At 39.9% G+C, this 21329-nt stretch carries 14 protein-coding genes and 1 pseudogene; 14 read left to right on the top strand and 1 reads right to left on the bottom strand.

From position 1 onward, the window contains the following. Position 1: 1 nt before the first annotated feature. From mapZ to QM928_RS01780, 13 genes are all read left to right on the top strand, one after another. Positions 2–1465 (top strand): cell division site-positioning protein MapZ, encoded by a 1464-nt coding sequence (gene mapZ, locus QM928_RS01840; RefSeq protein WP_414294436.1) that lies wholly within the window; start codon positions 2–4, stop codon positions 1463–1465. A 76-nt stretch (positions 1466–1541) separates the two neighbouring features. Beyond that, complete coding sequence (gndA, locus tag QM928_RS01835) at positions 1542–2966, top strand: NADP-dependent phosphogluconate dehydrogenase (protein ID WP_003017375.1); 1425 nt, start codon at positions 1542–1544, stop codon at positions 2964–2966. Positions 2967–2977: 11 nt separating this feature from the next. Next, on the top strand, positions 2978–3667 hold the full coding sequence (locus QM928_RS01830) for a DNA-binding response regulator (RefSeq protein ID WP_153225679.1): 690 nt from the start codon (positions 2978–2980) through the stop codon (positions 3665–3667). A gap of 95 nt (positions 3668–3762) precedes the next feature. Then, the gene (locus QM928_RS01825) at positions 3763–4812 is read left to right on the top strand and encodes an N-acetylmuramoyl-L-alanine amidase family protein (protein WP_153225678.1); all 1050 of its coding nucleotides are present in this window, start codon (positions 3763–3765) and stop codon (positions 4810–4812) included. A gap of 123 nt (positions 4813–4935) precedes the next feature. Next, a complete protein-coding gene (gene mvk, locus QM928_RS01820) occupies positions 4936–5814 on the top strand; it encodes a mevalonate kinase (protein ID WP_414294435.1) in 879 nt (292 codons plus the stop codon). After that, the gene (mvaD, locus tag QM928_RS01815; protein WP_414294434.1) at positions 5796–6749 is read left to right on the top strand and encodes a diphosphomevalonate decarboxylase; all 954 of its coding nucleotides are present in this window, start codon (positions 5796–5798) and stop codon (positions 6747–6749) included. Before mvk ends, mvaD begins: the two co-directional genes overlap by 19 nt. Continuing rightward, a complete protein-coding gene (locus tag QM928_RS01810) occupies positions 6736–7749 on the top strand; it encodes a phosphomevalonate kinase (RefSeq protein ID WP_414294433.1) in 1014 nt (337 codons plus the stop codon). Before mvaD ends, QM928_RS01810 begins: the two co-directional genes overlap by 14 nt. Beyond that, positions 7727–8728, top strand: a complete 1002-nt coding sequence (gene fni / locus QM928_RS01805; RefSeq protein WP_414294432.1) for a type 2 isopentenyl-diphosphate Delta-isomerase — start codon at positions 7727–7729, stop codon at positions 8726–8728. The genes QM928_RS01810 and fni overlap by 23 nt, the downstream gene beginning before the upstream one ends. A gap of 94 nt (positions 8729–8822) precedes the next feature. Beyond that, complete coding sequence (liaF, locus tag QM928_RS01800) at positions 8823–9521, top strand: cell wall-active antibiotics response protein LiaF (RefSeq protein WP_414276714.1); 699 nt, start codon at positions 8823–8825, stop codon at positions 9519–9521. Further along, positions 9518–10516 carry a sensor histidine kinase gene (locus QM928_RS01795; RefSeq protein WP_414294431.1) on the top strand — a complete coding sequence of 333 codons (999 nt, stop codon included), beginning with the start codon at positions 9518–9520 and terminating at the stop codon, positions 10514–10516. Before liaF ends, QM928_RS01795 begins: the two co-directional genes overlap by 4 nt. An 11-nt stretch (positions 10517–10527) precedes the next feature. Next, on the top strand, positions 10528–11160 hold the full coding sequence (locus QM928_RS01790) for a response regulator transcription factor (RefSeq protein ID WP_075232081.1): 633 nt from the start codon (positions 10528–10530) through the stop codon (positions 11158–11160). A gap of 40 nt (positions 11161–11200) precedes the next feature. Further along, a complete protein-coding gene (locus QM928_RS01785) occupies positions 11201–12007 on the top strand; it encodes an alpha/beta hydrolase family protein (protein WP_398577614.1) in 807 nt (268 codons plus the stop codon). Beyond that, positions 11976–12158, top strand: coding sequence for an alpha/beta fold hydrolase (locus tag QM928_RS01780; protein WP_398577615.1), 183 nt, complete (start codon positions 11976–11978; stop codon positions 12156–12158). Before QM928_RS01785 ends, QM928_RS01780 begins: the two co-directional genes overlap by 32 nt. A 443-nt stretch (positions 12159–12601) precedes the next feature. Here QM928_RS01780 and QM928_RS01775 read toward each other — a convergent pair. Beyond that, positions 12602–13402: pseudogene (locus QM928_RS01775) on the bottom strand (transposase); the annotation flags it as partial. 615 nt (positions 13403–14017) lie between these two features. Here QM928_RS01775 and QM928_RS01770 point away from each other — a divergent pair. Beyond that, positions 14018–21329 (top strand): mucin-binding protein (locus tag QM928_RS01770; protein WP_414294430.1); only part of this gene is annotated, 7312 nt, incomplete at its 3' end.

The following is a 21329-nucleotide window of genomic DNA, read 5'->3' as shown; positions in this document are numbered from 1 at the left end:
CATGGATCCAAAGGATAAAAAAGAAGAGTTGTTAGAACCTGAGAAAACCTTTCAGGAGCCTCAGTTTGATTTTGAAGAAGCTAAGGATCTGACAGTTGGACAGGTTATTCGAAAAAATGAAGAAATCGAAGCAGGAGTAACTCCTGATGATACGATTTTGGACAAATACATTAAACAACACCGTGAAGAAATCGAAGCTGATAAATTTACTAACATTCAGGCGAAGAAAGAGGAACTTCGAAGTCTAGATGATTTGCTTCAAGACGCCAAAGAAACAATTGATGAAGAGGTTGAACCAGTAGAAGAAGTCCCTGACTTAGAGATTGATGCTGAAGAAGAGGAAGTAGTAATGGAAGAATTTCTCCTTCCACCCCTTGAAGAAACCTTACTTATGGATAAAAACCTAGTGGAACCTGTAACTGAGCCCCTTGTGGTCGAGGATGATGATGCTTTGCAAGAGGAATATCAATCCTTATCTCGCTCTGCTCAAGCAGAAGATGAGCCACAAAACAAAAAGCTGTGGGTCATCTTGTCAACTCTTTTAGCGATTATTGTCTTGATTATTGGGGGTAGCTACTACGTTTATCGTCAGATTACTCGTTCTTCTCAAGAAATTCAGTCTCAGTCATCTGATGCAGGTTTGGTAAGCAATCAAACAATTCTCAATCAATTTAACAGTCTTTATGATACTTTTTATACTGATGAGAATAAAACTGCCCTAAAAAATAGTCAGTTTAGTCAACTGAATCAGCTCAAAGAACTTTTAGATAAACTTGAGGGAGCTAGTGAGCATACTCTTGCCAAATCAAAATACGATAGCCTTGAAACACAAATCAAAGCGGTACAAGATGTTAATGCTCAATTTGAAACACCAGCTATCACAGATGGTGTTCTAAATACAAATGCTAAAGTAAAGGCAGATGCTAAATTTACCGAAGTTAAGACTGGGAATACTGAAATTGATAAACTGCTAGATAAGGCCATTAGTCTCGGTAAGAGTCAACTTTCAAGTTCTACAAGCTCAAGCAGTAGTCAATCAAGTTCATCAAGCCAAACAGAGTCAAACTCAGCAACTGAAAGTAATGCTAGCAACTCCACTAGTCCATCAACTTCCACTGGTGAATCTGCTTCGGCTAACAATATCCTTGATAGTGGATTATCAAGTGATGGCGTCAATCTACAAAGAGGTGTTAGTCGTGTTCCTTATAACCAATCAGCTATTAATGATAGCAGTAATCCTGCTTGGGAATTTACGGATGGTGTTCTGGAGCAAATCCTTGCGACCTCACGTGCGCGTGGCTACATTACGGGTAACCAATACATTTTGGAACCTGTGAATGTTGTTAATGGCAATGGCTACTATAATCTTTATAAACCAGATGGAACCTATCTCTTTACCCTTAATTGTAAGACAGGTTACTTTGTAGGGAATGGTTCTGGACATGCGGATGATTTAGACTACTAGTCAAATTGTTACAAAATTCTTTCTTTTCACAGATAAACATGATAAAATAAAACATATTAAACAAGAGGAGTGTCACATGACAAAAGCTAACTTTGGTGTTGTTGGTATGGCCGTAATGGGTCGTAACCTTGCCCTTAATATTGAATCCCGTGGTTATACAGTTGCTATTTATAACCGTAGTAAAGAAAAAACTGAAGATGTGATTGCTTGCCACCCTGATAAAAACTTCGTGCCAAGCTATGATATCGAAAGTTTCGTAAACTCAATTGAAAAACCACGTCGTATCATGCTTATGGTTCAAGCAGGACCTGGTACAGATGCGACCATTCAAGCCCTTCTTCCACACTTGGATAAAGGTGATATCTTGATTGATGGAGGGAATACTTTCTACAAAGATACCATCCGTCGTAATGAAGAATTGGCAAACTCAGGTATCAACTTTATCGGTACAGGTGTTTCTGGTGGAGAAAAAGGTGCCCTTGAAGGTCCTTCTATTATGCCTGGTGGACAAAAAGAAGCTTATGACTTGGTAGCAGATGTTCTTGAAGAAATCTCTGCTAAAGCACCAGAAGATGGAAAACCATGTGTAACTTACATCGGTCCTGATGGAGCTGGTCACTATGTAAAAATGGTCCACAATGGGATCGAGTACGGTGATATGCAATTGATCGCAGAAAGCTACGATCTTATGCAACACTTGCTTGGCCTTTCTGCAGAAGACATGGCTGAAATCTTTACTGAGTGGAACAAGGGTGAATTGGACAGCTACTTGATTGAAATTACAGCTGATATCCTTGGACGCAAAGACGATGAAGGTCAAGATGGACCAATCGTAGACTACATCTTGGATGCTGCAGGAAACAAGGGAACTGGTAAATGGACTAGTCAATCAGCTCTTGATCTTGGTGTGCCATTGTCACTCATTACTGAGTCAGTATTTGCACGTTACATCTCAACTTACAAAGAAGAACGTGTTCATGCAAGCAAGGTGCTTCCAAAACCAGCCGCTTTCAAATTTGAAGGCGATAAGGCTGAATTGATTGAAAAAATCCGTCAAGCCCTTTACTTCTCAAAAATCATCTCATATGCACAAGGTTTTGCGCAATTGCGTGTAGCTTCTAAAGAAAACAACTGGAACTTGCCATTTGCAGATATCGCTTCTATTTGGCGCGATGGATGTATCATCCGTTCACGTTTCTTGCAAAAGATTACAGATGCTTACAACCGTGATGCAGATCTTGCTAACCTTCTTTTGGATGAGTACTTCTTGGACGTAACTGCTAAGTACCAACAATCAGTTCGTGATATCGTAGCTCTTGCTGTTCAAGCTGGTGTACCAGTACCAACATTCTCAGCAGCTATCACTTACTTTGACAGCTACCGTTCAGCTGACCTTCCAGCGAACTTGATCCAAGCACAACGTGACTACTTTGGTGCCCACACTTACCAACGTAAAGACAAAGAAGGAACATTCCACTACTCTTGGTATGACGAAAAATAAGTAGGTCAGCCATGGGGAAACGGATTTTATTACTTGAGAAAGAAAGAAATCTAGCTCATTTTTTAAGTCTGGAACTCCAAAAAGAGCAATACCGAGTTGATCAGGTAGAAGAGGGACAAAAAGCCCTCTCCATGGCTCTTCAGACTGACTATGACTTGATTTTACTGAATGCTTACCTAGGGGATATGACAGCCCAGGATTTTGCGGATAACTTGAGTCGGACCAAGCCAGCTTCGGTAATCATGGTCGTGGACCATCGAGAAGAATTGCAAGACCAACTTGAAACAATCCAGCGTTTCGCTGTTTCATACATCTATAAACCAATCATTATCGATGATTTGGTCAGTCGTATTTCAGCTATCTTCCGAGGTCGAGATTTCATCGACCAACACTGTAGTCAGATGAAAGTTCCGACAGCCTATCGCAATCTGCGTATGGACGTAGAACATCATACCGTCTATCGTGGCGAGGAAATGATTGCCCTGACTCGGCGTGAATATGATCTTTTGGCTACCCTTATGGGAAGTAAGAAGGTTTTAACTCGAGAGCAATTGCTGGAAAGTGTTTGGAAGTATGAAAGTGCGACCGAAACCAATATTGTGGATGTTTATATCCGTTATCTACGTAGCAAACTTGACGTGAAAGGTCAAAAGAGCTACATTAAAACCGTGCGTGGTGTTGGTTATACCATGCAAGAATAGAAAAGCAGTTGCAGTTTTGTAACTGCTTTTTTTGAGTCATTGAAATGTTGACATATGATTTGAACTTTGCTAGAATCATTTTGGAGGAAACAAGAATGAAATTTTTGAAAAAAATGATGCAAGTTGCTCTAGCAGTCTTCTTCTTTGGTCTGTTAGCAACAAGTACAGTATTTGCGGATGATTTGAATTCTGAAGGCTGGAAATTTGTTCAAGAAAATGGTAGAACCTACTACAAGAAGGGTGACATCAAAGAAACGGCCTGGCGAGTGATCGATGGGAAAACCTACTTTTTTGACTATATGGGAGAAATGGTAGTAGGTTGGCAGTATATTCCTATGCCAGATGAAGGTAGTACCATTGGTCCTTACCCCAATGGTATCAGATTAGAATATATGCCAATGTCAAAATGGTATTACTTTAATCAAGATGGCGTACTACAAGAATTTGTTGGTTGGCAACAATTAGAGGCTAAGGATTCGTTAAATGTTGGCAAAAAACATGGTGAAGGCTTTGAAGGCCCAGAAGTTCTTAAATTAGCATACTATTACTTTGATCAAGACCATTCTTTAAAAACAGGTTGGCTTTATGATCAGTCTAACTGGTATTACCTAGCAAAAACAGGTTCTTCAGGGAAAGACTACCTTGGTGGTGAGAAACGTTCTGGTTGGATTAAAGACAATTCAACTTGGTACTATCTCGATCCAACAACTGCTGCAATGCAAACAGGTTGGCAATATCTTGGTAACAAATGGTACTACCTTCGTTCATCAGGTGCTATGGCGACAGGTTGGTATCAAGATGGTTCGACTTGGTATTACCTAGATGCTCAAAACGGTGATATGAAAACAGGTTGGGTGTCTATCAATGGCTATTGGTACTATCTCCGTTCATCAGGAGCCATGGCAACAGGCTGGTATCAAGAAGGTTCAACTTGGTATTATCTAGATGCTGAAAATGGTGATATGAAAACTGGCTGGATTTATGTCGATAATACTTGGTATTATCTTCGTTCGTCAGGAGCTATGGTGACAGGCTGGTTCCAAGTTAATGGTAAATGGTACTATGCCTATAGTTCTGGTGCCTTAGCTGTAAATACCACAGTAGGTGGCTACTACGTCAACTATAATGGTGAGTGGGTACAATAATGAAAACAAGCGATTGTGAAAGGAAACAATCGCTTTTTTTGTGAAAATATAATAAAATAGAAAGGAATAAAGTTCTAAAATTTTATCTAGAAACAGATGATTTTCATCTGATAGTAGGATTAAATGACAAAAGAAGTTGGTGTCGGTCAGGCACATAGTAAAATTATTTTAATAGGAGAGCATGCGGTGGTTTATGGCTACCCAGCAATCTCTTTGCCGCTTTTAGAGGTAGAGGTGACTTGTCGGGTAGTTCCTGCAGCGACACCATGGCGTCTTTTTGAAGAGGATACCTTGTCTATGGCTGTCTATGCTTCTCTCGAGTATCTGAATATCAAAGATGCTTGCATCCGTTGTCAAATTGATTCGGCTATTCCTGAAAAACGTGGGATGGGGTCTTCAGCGGCCATAAGCATTGCAGCCATTCGTGCGGTATTTGATTTTTTTGAAGCCGAACTTCCGCATGATGTTTTAGAAATTTTGGTGAATCGTGCAGAGATGATTGCCCATATGAATCCAAGTGGATTGGATGCCAAGACTTGTCTAAGTGACCAGCCTATTCGTTTTATCAAGAATGTTGGTTTTGAAGAATTAGCCATGGATTTATCTGCCTATCTGGTTATTGCTGATACGGGAGTCTATGGACATACTCGGGAAGCTATCCAAGTTGTAGAGAGTAAAGGAAAGGAAGCTTTACCTTTCTTGCATGCACTAGGAGAGTTGACCCAGCAAGCTGAAGAAGCAATAAAAATAAAAAATGCCGTGAAGCTGGGAGAAAGTCTAACCAAAGCTCATGGAAATCTAAAGGAAATTGGAGTTAGTAGCCTTGAGGCTGATGCCTTGGTTGAAACTGCTCTTGAACATGGAGCTCTAGGTGCCAAGATGAGTGGTGGTGGTCTAGGAGGCTGCATCATCGCCTTGGTTGCTAATGTAAACCAAGCGCAAGAACTAGCAGAAAGATTAGAAGAGAAAGGAGCTGTTCAGACATGGATCGAAAGCCTGTAACAGTACGTTCCTATGCCAATATTGCCATTATCAAATATTGGGGTAAGAAAGCAGAAAAAGAGATGGTTCCTGCGACTAGCAGTATCTCTCTAACCTTAGAAAATATGTATACGGAGACAACACTTTCTCCTTTACCAGCAGATGCAAGCTCGGATGCTTTCTACATCAATGGTCAGTTGCAAAACGAGGCAGAGCATGCCAAGATGAGTAAAATCATTGACCGCTACCGTCCTGAAGGAGCAGGTTTTGTTCGTATTGACACTAAGAACAATATGCCAACAGCGGCGGGTCTTTCTTCAAGTTCCAGTGGTTTGTCTGCCTTGGTAAAAGCCTGTAATGCCTATTTCCAATTAGAACTAGATCGTAAAGAGTTGGCCTTGGAAGCTAAATTTGCATCGGGTTCTTCATCACGTAGTTTTTATGGCCCCTTAGCAGCTTGGGACAAGGATAGTGGAGAAATCTATCCTGTTGAAACTGACTTGAAACTAGCCATGATTATGTTGGTCTTGGAAGACCAGAAAAAACCAATCTCTAGTCGAGATGGGATGAAACTCTGTGTGGAAACTTCAACGACTTTTGATGAGTGGATTCGTCAATCTGAACAAGACTACAAGGATATGTTGGTCTACCTCAAGGAAAATGACTTTAAAAAAGTTGGGGAATTAACAGAGAAGAATGCTCTAGCTATGCATGCGACGACAAAGACAGCAACTCCATCCTTCTCATATCTGACAGATGCGAGTTATGAGGCTATGGATTTCGTTCGTCAGCTTAGAGAACAAGGTGAATCTTGCTACTTTACTATGGATGCGGGGCCTAATGTCAAGGTTCTTTGTTTAGAAAAAGACTTGGAACATCTATCAGAACTCTTAGGCCAACGCTATCGCTTGATCGTATCAAAAACAAAGGACTTGAGCCAAGATGACGATTGTTAAAACTTGTGGGAAACTCTATTGGGCTGGTGAGTATGCCATTTTAGAACCAGGACAGTTGGCACTAATAAAGGCTATTCCCATCTATATGACGGCTGAGATTAAAGCGTCTGATGTTTATCGACTCTACTCAGATATGTTTTCCTATAGTGTAGATTTGCGACCGGATTCTTCTTATGCCTTGATTCAAGAAACAGTTGCCATAGTAGAGGAATACCTGACTGCTCAAGGAGTTGAACTACAGCCTTTCTCCCTAGACATTCGTGGGAAAATGGAGCGTGAGGGCAAGAAGTTCGGCCTGGGTTCTAGTGGCAGTGTAGTTGTCTTGGTCATCAAGGCCATGCTTACCTTCTATGAAAGATTAGCTGACAGAGAACTCTTGTTTAAATTGGCGAGTGCTGTACTTCTTAAACGTGGGGACAATGGCTCCATGGGGGATATTGCCTGTATCGTATCAGAAGACCTCGTCCTCTATCAGTCATTTGACCGTGAGAAAGTGGCACAATGGCTAGAAAAAGAAGAACTGCAAGCTGTATTAGCACGTGACTGGGGCTTTTCTATTAGGAGTGTTGAACCAGCTTTGAAATTTGATTTTCTGGTTGGTTGGACCAAGGAAGTGGCTGTATCAAGTCATATGGTCAAGCAAATCAAGGATAATATGAACGCTAGCTTTTTACAGGCTTCAAAAGAAACAGTAGCTAATTTGGTAAAGGCTTTGGAGGTAGGTCAAGAAGAAACCATTATTGACTTGCTGGGACAAGCCAGCCGACTTTTAGAAGGCTTGAGTTCAGATATTTACACACCTTCGCTCAGACAATTAAAAGATGCCAGTAGAGACTTAAAAGCTGTTGCTAAGAGTAGTGGTGCTGGTGGAGGAGACTGTGGGATTGCACTTAGCTTTGGCCAAGATTCGACCACATTACTGAAAAAACGCTGGGCTGATTTAGGAATTGAGCTCTTGTATCAAGAAAGGATGGGACATGACGATAAATCGGAAGGATGAACACATCCGCTATGCCCTTGAACAAAACAGTACTTATAATAGTTTTGATGAAGTGGAATTGATTCACTCCTCGCTACCCTTATATGACTTAGATGAAATTGATCTTTCGACAGAATTTGCAGGGCGAAAATGGGACTTTCCTTTTTATATCAATGCCATGACAGGTGGGAGTGAAAAGGGGAAAGAAATCAATCAAAAATTAGCCCAGGTGGCTGAGGCTTGTGGGATTTTATTTGTGACAGGTTCCTACAGCGCTGCCCTAAAGAACCCATCGGATGACTCTTTCTCTGTCAAGTCAAATCATCCTGACCTCCTTCTTGGAACCAATATCGGCTTAGACAAGCCTGTTGAATTGGGGATACAAACGGTAAAAGAGATGAATCCTCTTCTCTTACAAGTCCATGTTAATGTCATGCAGGAATTGCTCATGCCAGAAGGTGAGCGTCAATTTAGATTGTGGCAAAATAATCTGAAAGATTATGCTGATCAAATCTCTGTGCCCCTTATTTTAAAAGAAGTCGGCTTTGGCATGGATGTGAAGACCATTGCTAAGGCATACGAGATAGGCATACGTACGGTTGATTTGTCTGGTCGTGGGGGAACCAGCTTTGCCTATATCGAAAACCGTCGTAGCGGGCAACGGGACTACCTCAATGATTGGGGGCAATCAACTATGCAGGCTCTTATCAATGCCCAAGACTGGAAAGATAAAATAGAGCTTCTGGTAAGCGGAGGGGTTCGCAATCCACTAGATATTATCAAATGCTTGGTCTTTGGAGCAAGGGCAGTTGGGCTATCACGCACCATGTTAGAGTTGGTCGAAAACTACCCAGTAGATGTCGTTATCTCTATTGTTGAAAGCTGGAAGGAAGACCTACGTTTGATTATGTGCGCCCTTAATTGTGCAAGAATTGAGGATTTACAAGAGGTTGACTATCTCCTGTATGGAAAATTAAAAGAAGCAAAAGATCAACTATAAGGAGGTCGGGATTTTGGTCCCGGTCTTTTTATCATTCCTCAGACTGATGTGACATTTTGGTTTTGTGATACAATAAAATAGAGAGGACGGTTACATGCGAAAATTTCAAATTTTTCTATTTATTGAAGCTTGTTTATTGACAGGAGCTCTGATTATGATGGTATCAGAGCATTTTTCCCGTTTTCTACTGATTTTGCTCTTGTTTTTACTGCTGATTCGATACTATACTGGAAAACAGGGGAATAACTTTATTTTAGTGGCGGTGAGCATCCTATTTTTCTTTATCATCATGCTCAATCCCTTTGTCATTTTAGCTATCTTTGTGGCCTTGATATACAGCCTGTTCCTGCTTTATCCTATGATGAACCAGGAAAGAGAAGAAACCAATCTGTTCTTTGAAGAAGTAGTGACAGTAAAGAGGGAGAAAAATCGCTGGTTTGGAAGTCTTCATCACTTCTCAAGCTATCAGACCTGTCGTTTTGATGATATCAATCTCTTTCGCCTTATGGGGAAGGATACCATTCATCTAGAGCATGTGATTTTGAGCAATCATGATAATGTCATCATTTTGAGAAAACTGGTGGGTACGACAAGAATTATCGTACCAGTGGATGTTGAAGTCAGCCTTAGTGTCAATTCTCTGTATGGAGACTTAACCTTTTTTGACCAGCCTAAACGTGCTTTGCGTAATGAGCAATTTCATCAAGAAACGAGAGACTATCTCAAGAGTCCTAAGAGTGTTAAGATTCTTTTGACAACTATGGTTGGAGATGTTGAGGTGGTGAGAGGATGAAAAAGCAACCCTATATTTTAATTGGACTCACCTCTTTTCTCTTTGTCGCTTTTCTGTTTCGAAGTATTTTTAAGATCTTAGATTTGGAGTGGACTTCTCTTTTCCAGGATATAGAGAAGACAGAAAAAGTCCTTTTTCTAGCCCTGATGTTTAGTCTTGCCCTAGCCTTTTTATTGGTCTTGTTTTGGACAATGGTTGACGAGATTTTACGTAGAAAAATCCAAGTAAACCTTAAGAATCTGCTGGCTGGTAAAGATATTAAAAGTCTTGGGGATGCCGACTTAGACGCAAGTTTTAGAAACTTGTCAGGCAAGTTTGGTTTATTGACAGAAGCTATTCAAAAAGCGGACAATCAAGCCTTGATCAAGGAAGAACAGATTATCGAAAAGGAGCGAAAGCGAATCGCGCGTGACTTGCATGATACAGTCAGCCAAGAAATTTTTGCTGCCCACATGATTTTATCGGGGCTCAGCCAACAAGCTTTTAAATTAGACAGAGAGAAGATGCAAACTCAGCTTCATAGTGTGACTGCCATTTTAGAGACAGCTCAAAGAGACTTGCGCATTCTTCTTTTGCATCTACGACCAATTGAACTGGAACAAAAAAGCTTGGTGGAGGGGATTCAGCTACTCCTCAAAGAGCTAGAAGAAAAAAGTGAGCTGAAGGTAAGTTTTAAATATCAGGTAACTGCACTACCTAAAAAGATTGAGGAGCATGTCTTCCGAATTGTACAAGAATTGATTAGTAATACACTTCGGCATGCACAAGCTTCATGTCTAGATGTTTACCTTTATCAAACGGAAACGGAATTACAGTTGAAGGTTGCAGACAATGGTCGTGGTTTTCAGCTGGATGATGTTGATGAACTGAGCTATGGTCTGCGAAATATCAAAGAACGAGTGGAAGATATGGCTGGGACTATACAATTATTAACAGCTCCCAAGCAAGGTTTGGCAGTGGATATTCGTATTCCCTTGCTTGATTTGGATAGATAAGAGGAAGTAAGATGAAACTATTATTGGTAGATGACCACCAAATGGTGCGTCTTGGTTTGAAAAGTTATTTTGAATTACAAGATGATGTAGAGGTTGTAGGAGAAGCAACCAATGGTGCGGAAGGAATTTCCATGGCCTTGGAGCTTCGTCCAGATGTGATTGTCATGGATATTGTCATGCCTGAAGTCAATGGGATTGATGCGACACTAGCTATTCTCAAAGAATGGCCAGAGGCTAAAATCTTGATTGTGACATCTTACCTAGATAATGAAAAAATCATGCCAGTCTTGAATGCTGGAGCTAGAGGATATATGCTTAAGACTTCGAGCGCAGATGAATTGTTACACGCTGTTCGTAAGGTAGCAGCCGGTGAGTTCGCTATTGAACAAGAGGTGAGTAAAAAGGTAGAATACAACCGCAATCATATTGAATTACATGAAGAGCTGACTGCGCGTGAACGAGATGTCCTTCAACTAATCGCCAAGGGCTATGAAAATCAGCGTATCGCCGATGAATTGTTCATCTCCCTCAAAACTGTTAAAACCCATGTATCCAACATTTTAGCGAAGCTTCAGGTTAGCGACCGCACCCAGGCAGCAGTTTATGCCTTTCAGCACCACTTAGTAGGGCAGGAGGATTTCTAATACTAGCATAAGATAAAAAAATAACAATAAGGGAAAATCTATGAAATTTTCGAAATATATTATAAGCATTTTAACGATTATTCTTATACTAGGAGGGGCGATCTTTATTTGGAAAAATAGAGAAAATACGTCGTCAAGTAGTCAAGTTGAAGAAAGTATTTCATCTGCTTCTAGTCAAGAAGTGAAACGATCACCTAAAATTCAAGAGAGTCATCTAGTTCCGACAGAAGATATTGTTACCGAGGAATATACGGTTGCTTATGAAGATAAAAAACTGTATGGTCAAATCACTGCACCTAGAGATTATAAAAATGAAAAATTACCAGTAGTACTTATCTCACATGGCTTTAATAATACATTTGATATGTATAAGGATTATATTCAATTATTAGTGAAACAAGGATTCTTAGTATATGGATTTGACTATTATGGAGGAAGCCGTAATTCTAAAAGTGGTGGTCAAGATATGCTTGGTATGTCAGTTAAAACAGAGTTAATAGACTTAACGAATGTAGTAGATAAACTGACATCAGAAAGTTATGTTGATAAAGATCATCTGAGCATAATAGGTGTCAGTCAGGGTGGTGTGGTAGCTAGCCTGTATGCAGCTACTAATCCTGAACAAATCTACAAGCTCGGCCTGATTTTCCCCGCTTATGTTTTATTTGATGATGTGAAGGAAACTTATCAAAATCTTGGAAGTCCATCATTTGATCAACTCCCTGATAGTTTGACACGTCATAATGCTAGCTTGGGTAAAATTTATCTGACAGATGCACTAGATATTGATATTGAAGATGTACAGAGGAAGATTATTGGCTCCTACTCTAATTGTACATGGAACTAATGATACAACTGCTCCCTATCAATATTCAGTAGATGCAAGTCAAAGAATTCCAAATGCTAAATTGGTCACAGTTGAGGGGGGACGACATCGTATTGATGAGAATTTTGGTAAAATCGCCATACCAGCCATTCAGAACTTTTTGGCAGAGTAAAGAATTTTTAGTAGCTGACCTTAGTATCAAAGAAGTGAGCAAGTACCTCAAGCAGTCCTAAAAACTCGGTTCTAACCAGAAAAAAACATATTAGGCGGTAGCTAATAGAAGTTGTTAACAACTAGACAATAGAGAGTATCATCTCGAGAAAGATGTCTGTCAAATGAGCCTAGCGCTGTTGTTCAGACTGCAAAAAGAGACAAATGATTTAGACCAAGGATTTAGACCAAGGATTTAGTTCGGTATGCTAGAAGACTAAATCCTTTTCTACCATTTGTCAAGTATATCAAGGTATTTGATGAAAAATAGTTTGATTTCCATAGTCAAACTAAGGAAATTGTCTTTTTCTGAACTAAAGTTTAGTGAAAAAAGTGTACACTAAACCAACACCTTATCTGGTGATTTTTTTGATAAGGTGTTACAATAATATGGCATAAACAATTTTACCGATTTTGGGTAGAAGTATAATCGTAAAGTTTGTTATGCGTTATAAGGTAATACATTGTTCTAATGAGACGATGTATAGAGGCAATCGTGTGTGGTTTGGTTGAAGTCACTTGCGATTGTCTTTTCCGTTTCTCATAGAAGTCTGCGATATGACAGGGATTGGTGTGGCTAGCTGAAGCGATGTTATGAATGCACTTAAAGAGAATCTTTCTGGCATAGGGATTCCCACGTTTAGTGATATGTTCCTTGGCTAGAAAGTTTCCAGATTCATAGTGTCTGAGGTCAATGCCGATAAAAGCATTGATTTGATTGGCAGAGTGAAATCGACGAATGTCACCAAGTTCGCCAATAATACTTGTCGCTGTGGTTTCAGCTATTCCAGGAATAGAGAGAAGAATCTCGTATTCTGGCAAAGATTGAGCCAATGCTACCATCTCCTCTAAAACACCTTGTCTGTGTTCAGAAAGCCTAAGTAACTCCCCTGCATAGTATTTGACCTCTTCTATCACTGGAGAGGTTTTTTTGACCGCACAATAAGACTGATTAGCTAGTTTTGTAAGCTTATCTACTAAGTAAGTCACACGTTTTTCAGAGATGCGTTTCGCCGTAGACTGACGGATGATAGCTCTTAATGCGGCGTCATCTGACTCCAGTACAAAACTATTACATGGAAAAGTCATGACCAAGTTCCAATATTGTTCCCCAGTTGGTGCCGACAAGATGTTTTCCAATTCAGGAAAAGTGACCTGTAAAACCTTGTGCAGACGATTTTTAGCGCAGACAATATCCTCAGTTAGCGCCAAAGGACTTATCGACTTAACAAGACACCACTACTTTAACATAACGAAAAAGTAGTGAGTACTTTCTCCCGTCGTAGATTTTCTCACTACTAATCTTAGTATGTTTTTCAACTGTAGTGTTGAAAAAAGCTATAGTAGAATGAATCTAGAACAGGATACTAAGACTGCTAAAAATATTTCTAGAAATTAGTTTGACTTTCCTAATCGATTTGTTCATACCTTATTTCAATCTACTATAACATCTGGAGAGGACAGTCGTTGTTCTCTCCATTTTTATATCCAGAGATAGAAGGATTTGTTGAAAAACTAAAAGATAAAACTATAAATCTCGGAAAAAAATATTTACTAAAAATTTTTAATACTGTTAAATAAATTGTATGAATATAAAAATGGATAAATCTCTTATAGTATGGCTGAAATACATTACTAGATGCATGTTTGTTTCTTTAGTTCTATTTGTTAAAGAATTACTAAGTTTCCGATAAAAGATGTAAAAAAATATTGAATTCAATATATATAGTGCGTTTTTTATAAAAAAGTAACCGCTAACACTTGATTTTTATAAATATAGTGATATACTAAATTTGTGTAAAAAAATTAAAGGAGATAAACATGAAGTTTCATTTTAATGAGCGTCAACGCTTTTCTTTACGTAAGTATAGTTTTGGTTTAGCCTCTGTTCTTTTAGGAACTGCCTTCTTTTTGAGTGGGCAAGTTGCTAGTGCTGATGAGGTAAATGTTTCAGAAACATTGCTCACCTCCGTAGTATCTGTTAGTCCAGAAAGTTCAACAAGTACATCGGAATCTTCAGTACCAAGAACTTCTGAATCAAAACCAACAGTAGCAGATAAGTCTGCTCTATCACCAGAAACTGCCGATTCAAAACCAACAGTAGCTGATAAAGCTGTTGTAACACCAGAAACAACTGAAGTTTCTTCAGATTCTGAAAAAGTTGCAACAGAAAGTCCAAAATCTGAGAAATCAGAAGTATCAGCTAAAGAATCAAGTGAAGATACGGCAAAAACAACTGAAGGTAAAGCTGAAGTTGAAGTTGCTGAAAAAGATGATAAGTCTACTGATAAAGCTCCAGCTGAAGCACGCCGTTCAACACGTACACGTCGAGCTACTTCAGAAAATAAACGTGAAGTATCAAATTGGAGTGAGTTTGTTTCAGCCTTAGAGGATGGAAATGTCAGCGAAATCACTGTAAATGGTGATGTTGTAGCTCAAGGTGATAATGGTAATACCGACAATGGACGTTCAGGATCTGTTGACCGTAGGACTACTATTCATGCACAATCTCGCCCAGTTACGATCCAAGGTAAGGACGGCAATGCTCGTCTAGATCTTTTGTCGCATACTTTGGAATTGACAGGAGCTAGCTGGGAACTAAATCTTAAAAACCTTAAAATAGCGACTGCTAATTCTAAAGGTCCGATTGATTTATCAAGTACCAGTGGGTCAAATACAGTAACCTTTGAAAACGTGACAAGTGTTGGTTCATCACTTTATGGTGGTGGTGGTAACACCCATGTTGTTATCAAAGGAACTACAACTTCAACAGTTAGTGACAGTTATCAAGCTGCAAATGGTCAAACTCAACACGTACAACGCAATGTTGGAGCTGCTGGCCGTTCAGACCAACGTCGTGAGTCAAATATTCACGATGCTAAATCTGTAACAGTTGCTGAGGGAGCTAGTTTAACGCTTAATCGCTCTTCTCAAGGGGATGCTATCACTCTTGAAAGTGGAGCTAAGGTCAGTGTAAAAGATAAAGGTAGCCTTACTATTAACATGAACACTGACAATCGATCTGAAAATGCTCGCTACCATAATGCTGGTATTTTCATGGCTGATAGTGGGACCGTGGAAACTGGTAAGGATTCTAAGTTAGTCTTGAATACTAGTATCGGACAAGGGATTTCAATTGGTGTAAATCGTCCAGCTGATGGTATCACTGATAAGGATCGTTACGGTGGATATGTTGCAGGTAACCACGGTAGAAAAAATGGACCGAGTCGAGTTCTTATTGGCGATGGTGGAACTTTTGAATTTCATGGCCGTGATGGGATTATGATGGGAAATCACTCAGAACTTGTCACAGGTCAAAATGCCAAAGTTCGCTTTGAAAATAAAGGTCGTGGTGTTGCCCTTGATTTCGGAAATGATTCAAGAGTAGTCTTTGGAAAACATTCAAACAATACCTTCCATTCTGTAGGCAAAGGGCCTAAGAGCGGCGGTGGTCCGTCTGGAAGTTATGACGGATATAACTATATCGGTCTAAATGAGAACGGTAAGATTCTTGTAGATGACTTTGCTACTTTCCGTGTGCAAATGGACAATCGTGGAGATAATGCCTGGGATGATGTGATTTCCCTTGATTCTAGGAATGGTCGCAAGAGTGAACCAGTTTTTCAAGCGAATAAGGGTTCTATTGTAGATATTCGAGATGATAATACTAACTACTATGCTGAGTTGATCTCAGTAGCATTGGGAGCTAGTACAAACACTTATTTCCAGTTTAATAATCCGCTATATGTTTCCTTTATGAGATACACAAAATCAGATGGTACATCAGCAGGTGAAATTACCGGGAAACTACCAATAACTATTCCTCAAGGGAACAATCCACAGGATATTGGCCACGGAAATATTCTTTATATCTCAAATAAATCAGAAGCTTCAGGGAACCGAATCGAATTTAATGGTCCGACAAATAATTCAGGTGTTGGGACCTATACGGTTTATTCCATGAACAAGGATGGTAGGGATGCACAAAGTCATAATAAACAGAGTTCTGTTTGGATGAATATCCAGGGCGGATCTATGTCTATTGCTGGTTTCCAAAATAATAGAGCACACATAGAACCTGCTAATGCCACATCTGTACCAACAGGTTCTTCTACTGGGGGAGTTGTTGCCACAGATAGGACTTATGGTATTGACCCGGTAGGTGATAACCGTCAAAATATTTGGGTATCAAATGGATCAAAAATCAACCCTACTGGTGTTCATAAAAATGTCATCAAATATGTTTACGAAGATGGAACTCCAGTTAAAGAAGATGTTATTCAGTCATCAAATTGGAACCGTACCTTGGATGTCTCTATTGACCAAGAAGGCTTTAAAAAGATTTTAAAAAATTCAAGTGTTACTAATGGTGATGAGTTCTTAGCTGCCTACAGTAAGGCTAAGTATCACATTTCTGATATTGATGGAGATCATATAGCTGATACTGGTTGGAAAGTTGATGGAACAAATTCAGGTACTTATAATTATGGTACTATCGCTTCGCCAAAACTCGAAGGCTATAAAGCAGAAATCAAGTCAAGTAATGTTCCAGGATTAGTAGCTGGGGCTAAAGCTGATTCCGTTTCTATCTCATATGATTCAAGCAATGCACCAGAAACGCTTATTGAATCTCAAGCGGGTGGACGTACTATTTCAGATACCTATTGGCGTAATATTGTAGCCAAATCTGATTTGGGTGTCTATGAAACAGTTGTTGTCTATAAAAAAGTAAAACAAAAAGCTATTGTCAAATACATTGATACAAGTGCTAATAATAAGGAATTAGCAAAAGATGAAGTTGAAGGTCCAACTGGTGAAGTCATTAACTACTCAACGGATGCTAAGATTGCTGATTTTGTTAATAAAGGTTACAAACTTGTAGAAGATGGATTTACAAACTCAACTGCAGATCAAAAGAAATTTGATGATGATGAAAACATTGATCAAGAATTCGTAGTTAGATTAGAACACGATGTAACTCCAGTTGGACCAAATAATCCACATAAACCAACAGATCCAATCAATCCAAATGATCCAAAGAGTCCAAAATACCCTGCGGAAGATCAATGGAAGAAAGATGTAACGTCAACTGTTCATTATGTGGTATCAGACGGTAATGCAACTGCCCCAGCTGATAAGGTTCAAAATGCACAATGGACACGTACCTTAAATGTTGATAAAGTTACAGGTAAAGTTCTTAACCCTGATGCACGATGGACAGCGAATAAGGATAACTATGATGCAGTTTCAACACCAGGATTGACAGGTTACTACGCTGATAAAGCAAGTGTTGCTTCTAAGACAGTCACTCAAGAAAATCTTGAAGAAACTGTAACTTACAACCCACTTGGAAAATTGGTTCCAAAACCAGAGATACCAAAAGATCCAAACTTCCCATCAACACCAGAAGTGCCGTATCCAAATGATCCAAACGATCCAACCAAACCAGGTCAACCAGTTGTGCCTAATGTACCAGGCTACAAACCATACTTGCCAGATCCAAACGATCCAACGAAACCAGGTCAACCAGTAGAACCAGGAACACCTGTAACACCGGATAAACCAGGTGAAGATACGCCGATTATCTACCGCAAGGCAGATCAAAAAGCTACTATCAAGTATGTAGACCAAAATACTGGTGCAACACTTGAAAGTGATCAAGTAGGTGGTAAATCAGGTGAAGCTATTGCCTACTCAACTGCAGCTAAGATTCAGAAATACCAAGATCGTGGCTATGTTCTTGTAAGTGATGGATTCCCAGCAGGAGCTACCTATGACAAGGATGAGTCAGTTGATCAAGAATTCGTAGTTACCTTGAAGCATGGTGAAACACCAGTTGGACCAAATGATCCACATAATCCAACAGATCCAATCAATCCAAATGATCCAAAGAGTCCTAAATACCCTGCGGAAGATCAATGGAAGAAAGATGTAACGTCAACTGTTCATTATGTGGTATCAGACGGTAATGCAACTGCCCCAGCTGATAAGGTTCAAAATGCACAATGGACACGTACCTTAAAACTTGATAAGGTGACAGGTGAAGTTCTCTCATCTACTCCATGGGCATCGAATAAGGCTAACTATGATGCAGTTCCAACACCAGGATTGACAGGTTACTACGCTGATAAAGGAAGTGTTGCTTCTAAGACAGTTACTCAAGAAAATCTTGAAGAAACTGTTACTTACAAGCCACTTGGAAAATTGGTTCCAAAACCAGAGACACCAAAAGATCCAAACTTCCCATCAACACCAGAAGTGAAGTATCCAAATGATCCAAACGATCCAACAAAACCAGGTAAACCAGTTGTGCCTAATGTACCAGGCTACAAACCATACTTGCCAGATCCAAACGATCCAAGTAAACCAGGTCAACCAGTAGAACCAGGAAAACCAATCACCCCTGAAAATCCAGGAAAAGATACGCCGATTATCTATGTACCAAAAACTAATGATGTGACGCAACCAACAAAACAAACTGTTAAGTACACAAGTACAGATGGTAAAGCTCAGGTACCTTCAGATAAGATTCAAAATGACTATACTTTCACAGGTAAGAAGAATCAAGCTGATGGTACAACAACATGGACTGAAAACAGTCATACTTACGGTAGGGAAAGTGTTCCAGTAGTTTCTGGTTACTACGCTGACAAGTCTGAAGCAGGTAGTAAAACAGTCACTCCAACCAATCCTAATGCTGAAGATGTTGTAACTTATAAACCACTTGGTAAGATTATTCAAGTAGATGAATCAGGAAATGTTATTCCAGGTTCAGTATCTAAGACTTATGAAAATAACCCATTGAATCCTAAAGAAGCAGCAGAAACTAAAATTCCAGATGCACCAACAGGATATGTGATTAAGGAGGAACAACCACAAGCATGGGGTTACAATATTGTTGATAAAACTATTGAACCAAATGATGAAAGTGATCCAGATCGAATTTCACAAGATACGAAGATTGTTTATGTTAAGGCAGACCAAAAAGCAGTGATCAAGTACGTTGATCAAACAACTGGTCAAACCCTTGCCAATGATCAAGTCGGTGGTAAATCAGGTGAGGCAATCAACTACTCAACTGCGGACAAGATCAAGTACTATGAAGATCGTGGCTATGTTCTTGTAAGCGATGAATTCCCAGCAGGAGTTCACTTCGATACCGATGCATCAGTAGATCAAACCTGGACAGTAACCTTGAAACACGGTGAAACTCCAGTTGGACCAAACGATCCACATAATCCAACAGATCCAATCAATCCAAATGATCCAAACAGTCCTAAATACCCAGCGACAGATCAATGGAAGAAAGATGTCACATCTACTGTTAAGTATGTGGTATCAGATGGTAAGGTAGCAGCCCCAGCAGATCATGTTGAAAACGCGACATGGACACGTACCCTTACCTTGGATAAAGTCACAGGTAAAGAACTTTCAGCGACACCATGGGCATCAGATAAGACAGCCTACGCTGCAGTTCCAACACCAGGTTTGACAGGATACTACGCTGATAAAGCAAGTGTTGCTTCTAAGGCAGTTACTCAAGAAAACCTTGAAGAAACTGTTACTTACAAACCACTTGGAAACTTGGTTCCAAAACCAGAGAAACCAAACGATCCAAACTTCCCATCAACACCAGGTGTTAAATATCCGAACGATCCAACAGATCCAACGAAACCAGGTCAACCAGTCGTTCCTGATGTACCAGGTTATGAACCACACCTTCCAGATCCAAACGATCCAACGAAACCAGGTCAACCAATCCAACCAAGAACACCTGTAACACCTGATAAACCAGGGGAAGATACGCCAATCATCTATGTACCAAAAACAAATGATGTGACGCAACCAACTAAACAAACGGTAACGTTTGAAGGAGCAGGAACAGCTACTCCAGCTGATAAGGTTCAAGATAACTTCACCTTTACTGGTAAACAAAAAAATGGTACGACAACATGGGATCAACCTAATCACACTTATGGTAAAGAAACAGTTCCAGTAGTTAAAGGTTACTACGCTGATAAGAAGGAAGCTGGATCTAAGACAGTTACTCCAGATCAACCAGAAGTTACGGATAAGGTTACTTATAAACCACTTGGTAAGATCATTCCAGTTGATCCAGAAGGAAACCCAATTCCTAAAGCACCAACTCCACAGTACAACAATGATCCACAAGATCCAACTAAGGGTGGCGAGACTCCAACTCCAGTTATCCCAGGTTATGTGACAGATACACCAAGTGTAACACCTAATGACCCAGGATCTGATACACCTGTTGTCTACCGTAAGGCGGAACAAAAAGCTATTATCAAGTACGTTGACCAAACAACAGGTCAAACCCTTGCCAATGATCAAGTCGGTGGTAAATCAGGTGAGGCAATCAACTACTCAACTGCGGACAAGATCAAGTATTATGAAGATCGTGGCTATGTTCTTGTAAGCGATGAATTCCCAGCAGGAGTTCACTTCGATACCGATGCATCAGTAGATCAAACCTGGACAGTAACCTTGAAACATGGTGAAACTCCAGTTGGACCAAACGATCCACATAATCCAACAGATCCAATCAATCCAAATGATCCAAACAGTCCTAAATACCCAGCGACAGATCAATGGAAGAAAGATGTAATGTCAACTGTTCATTATGTAGGTGCAGGTAGTCAAACACCAGCAGACAATGTTCAAAATGCACAATGGACACGTACCTTAAAACTTGATAAAGTTACAGGTAAAGTTCTTAACCCTGATGAAGCATGGACAACTAATAAGACTAACTATGATGCAGTTCCAACGCCAAGTGTTACTGGATACTATGCGGATAAAGCAAGTGTTGCTTCTAAGACAGTCACTCAAGAAAATCTCGAAGAAACTGTAACTTACAAACCACTTGGAAACTTGGTTCCAAAACCAGAGACACCAAACGATCCAAACTTCCCATCAACACCAGAAGTGAAGTATCCAAATGATCCAACGGATCCAACGAAACCAGGTCAACCAGTTGTTCCTAATGTACCAGGCTACAAACCATACTTGCCAGATCCAAAAGATCCAAGCAAACCAGGTAAACCAGTAGAACCAGGAAAACCAATCACTCCTGAAAACCCAGGTGACGACACACCAATTATCTACGTACCAA

The organism is Streptococcus infantis (assembly GCF_047460405.1).
GTDB classification, from domain to species: Bacteria; Bacillota; Bacilli; order Lactobacillales; family Streptococcaceae; genus Streptococcus; species Streptococcus infantis_Q.
Note: the sequence above shows the minus strand (reverse complement) of the source record. Positions and strands in the feature narration are given on the sequence as shown.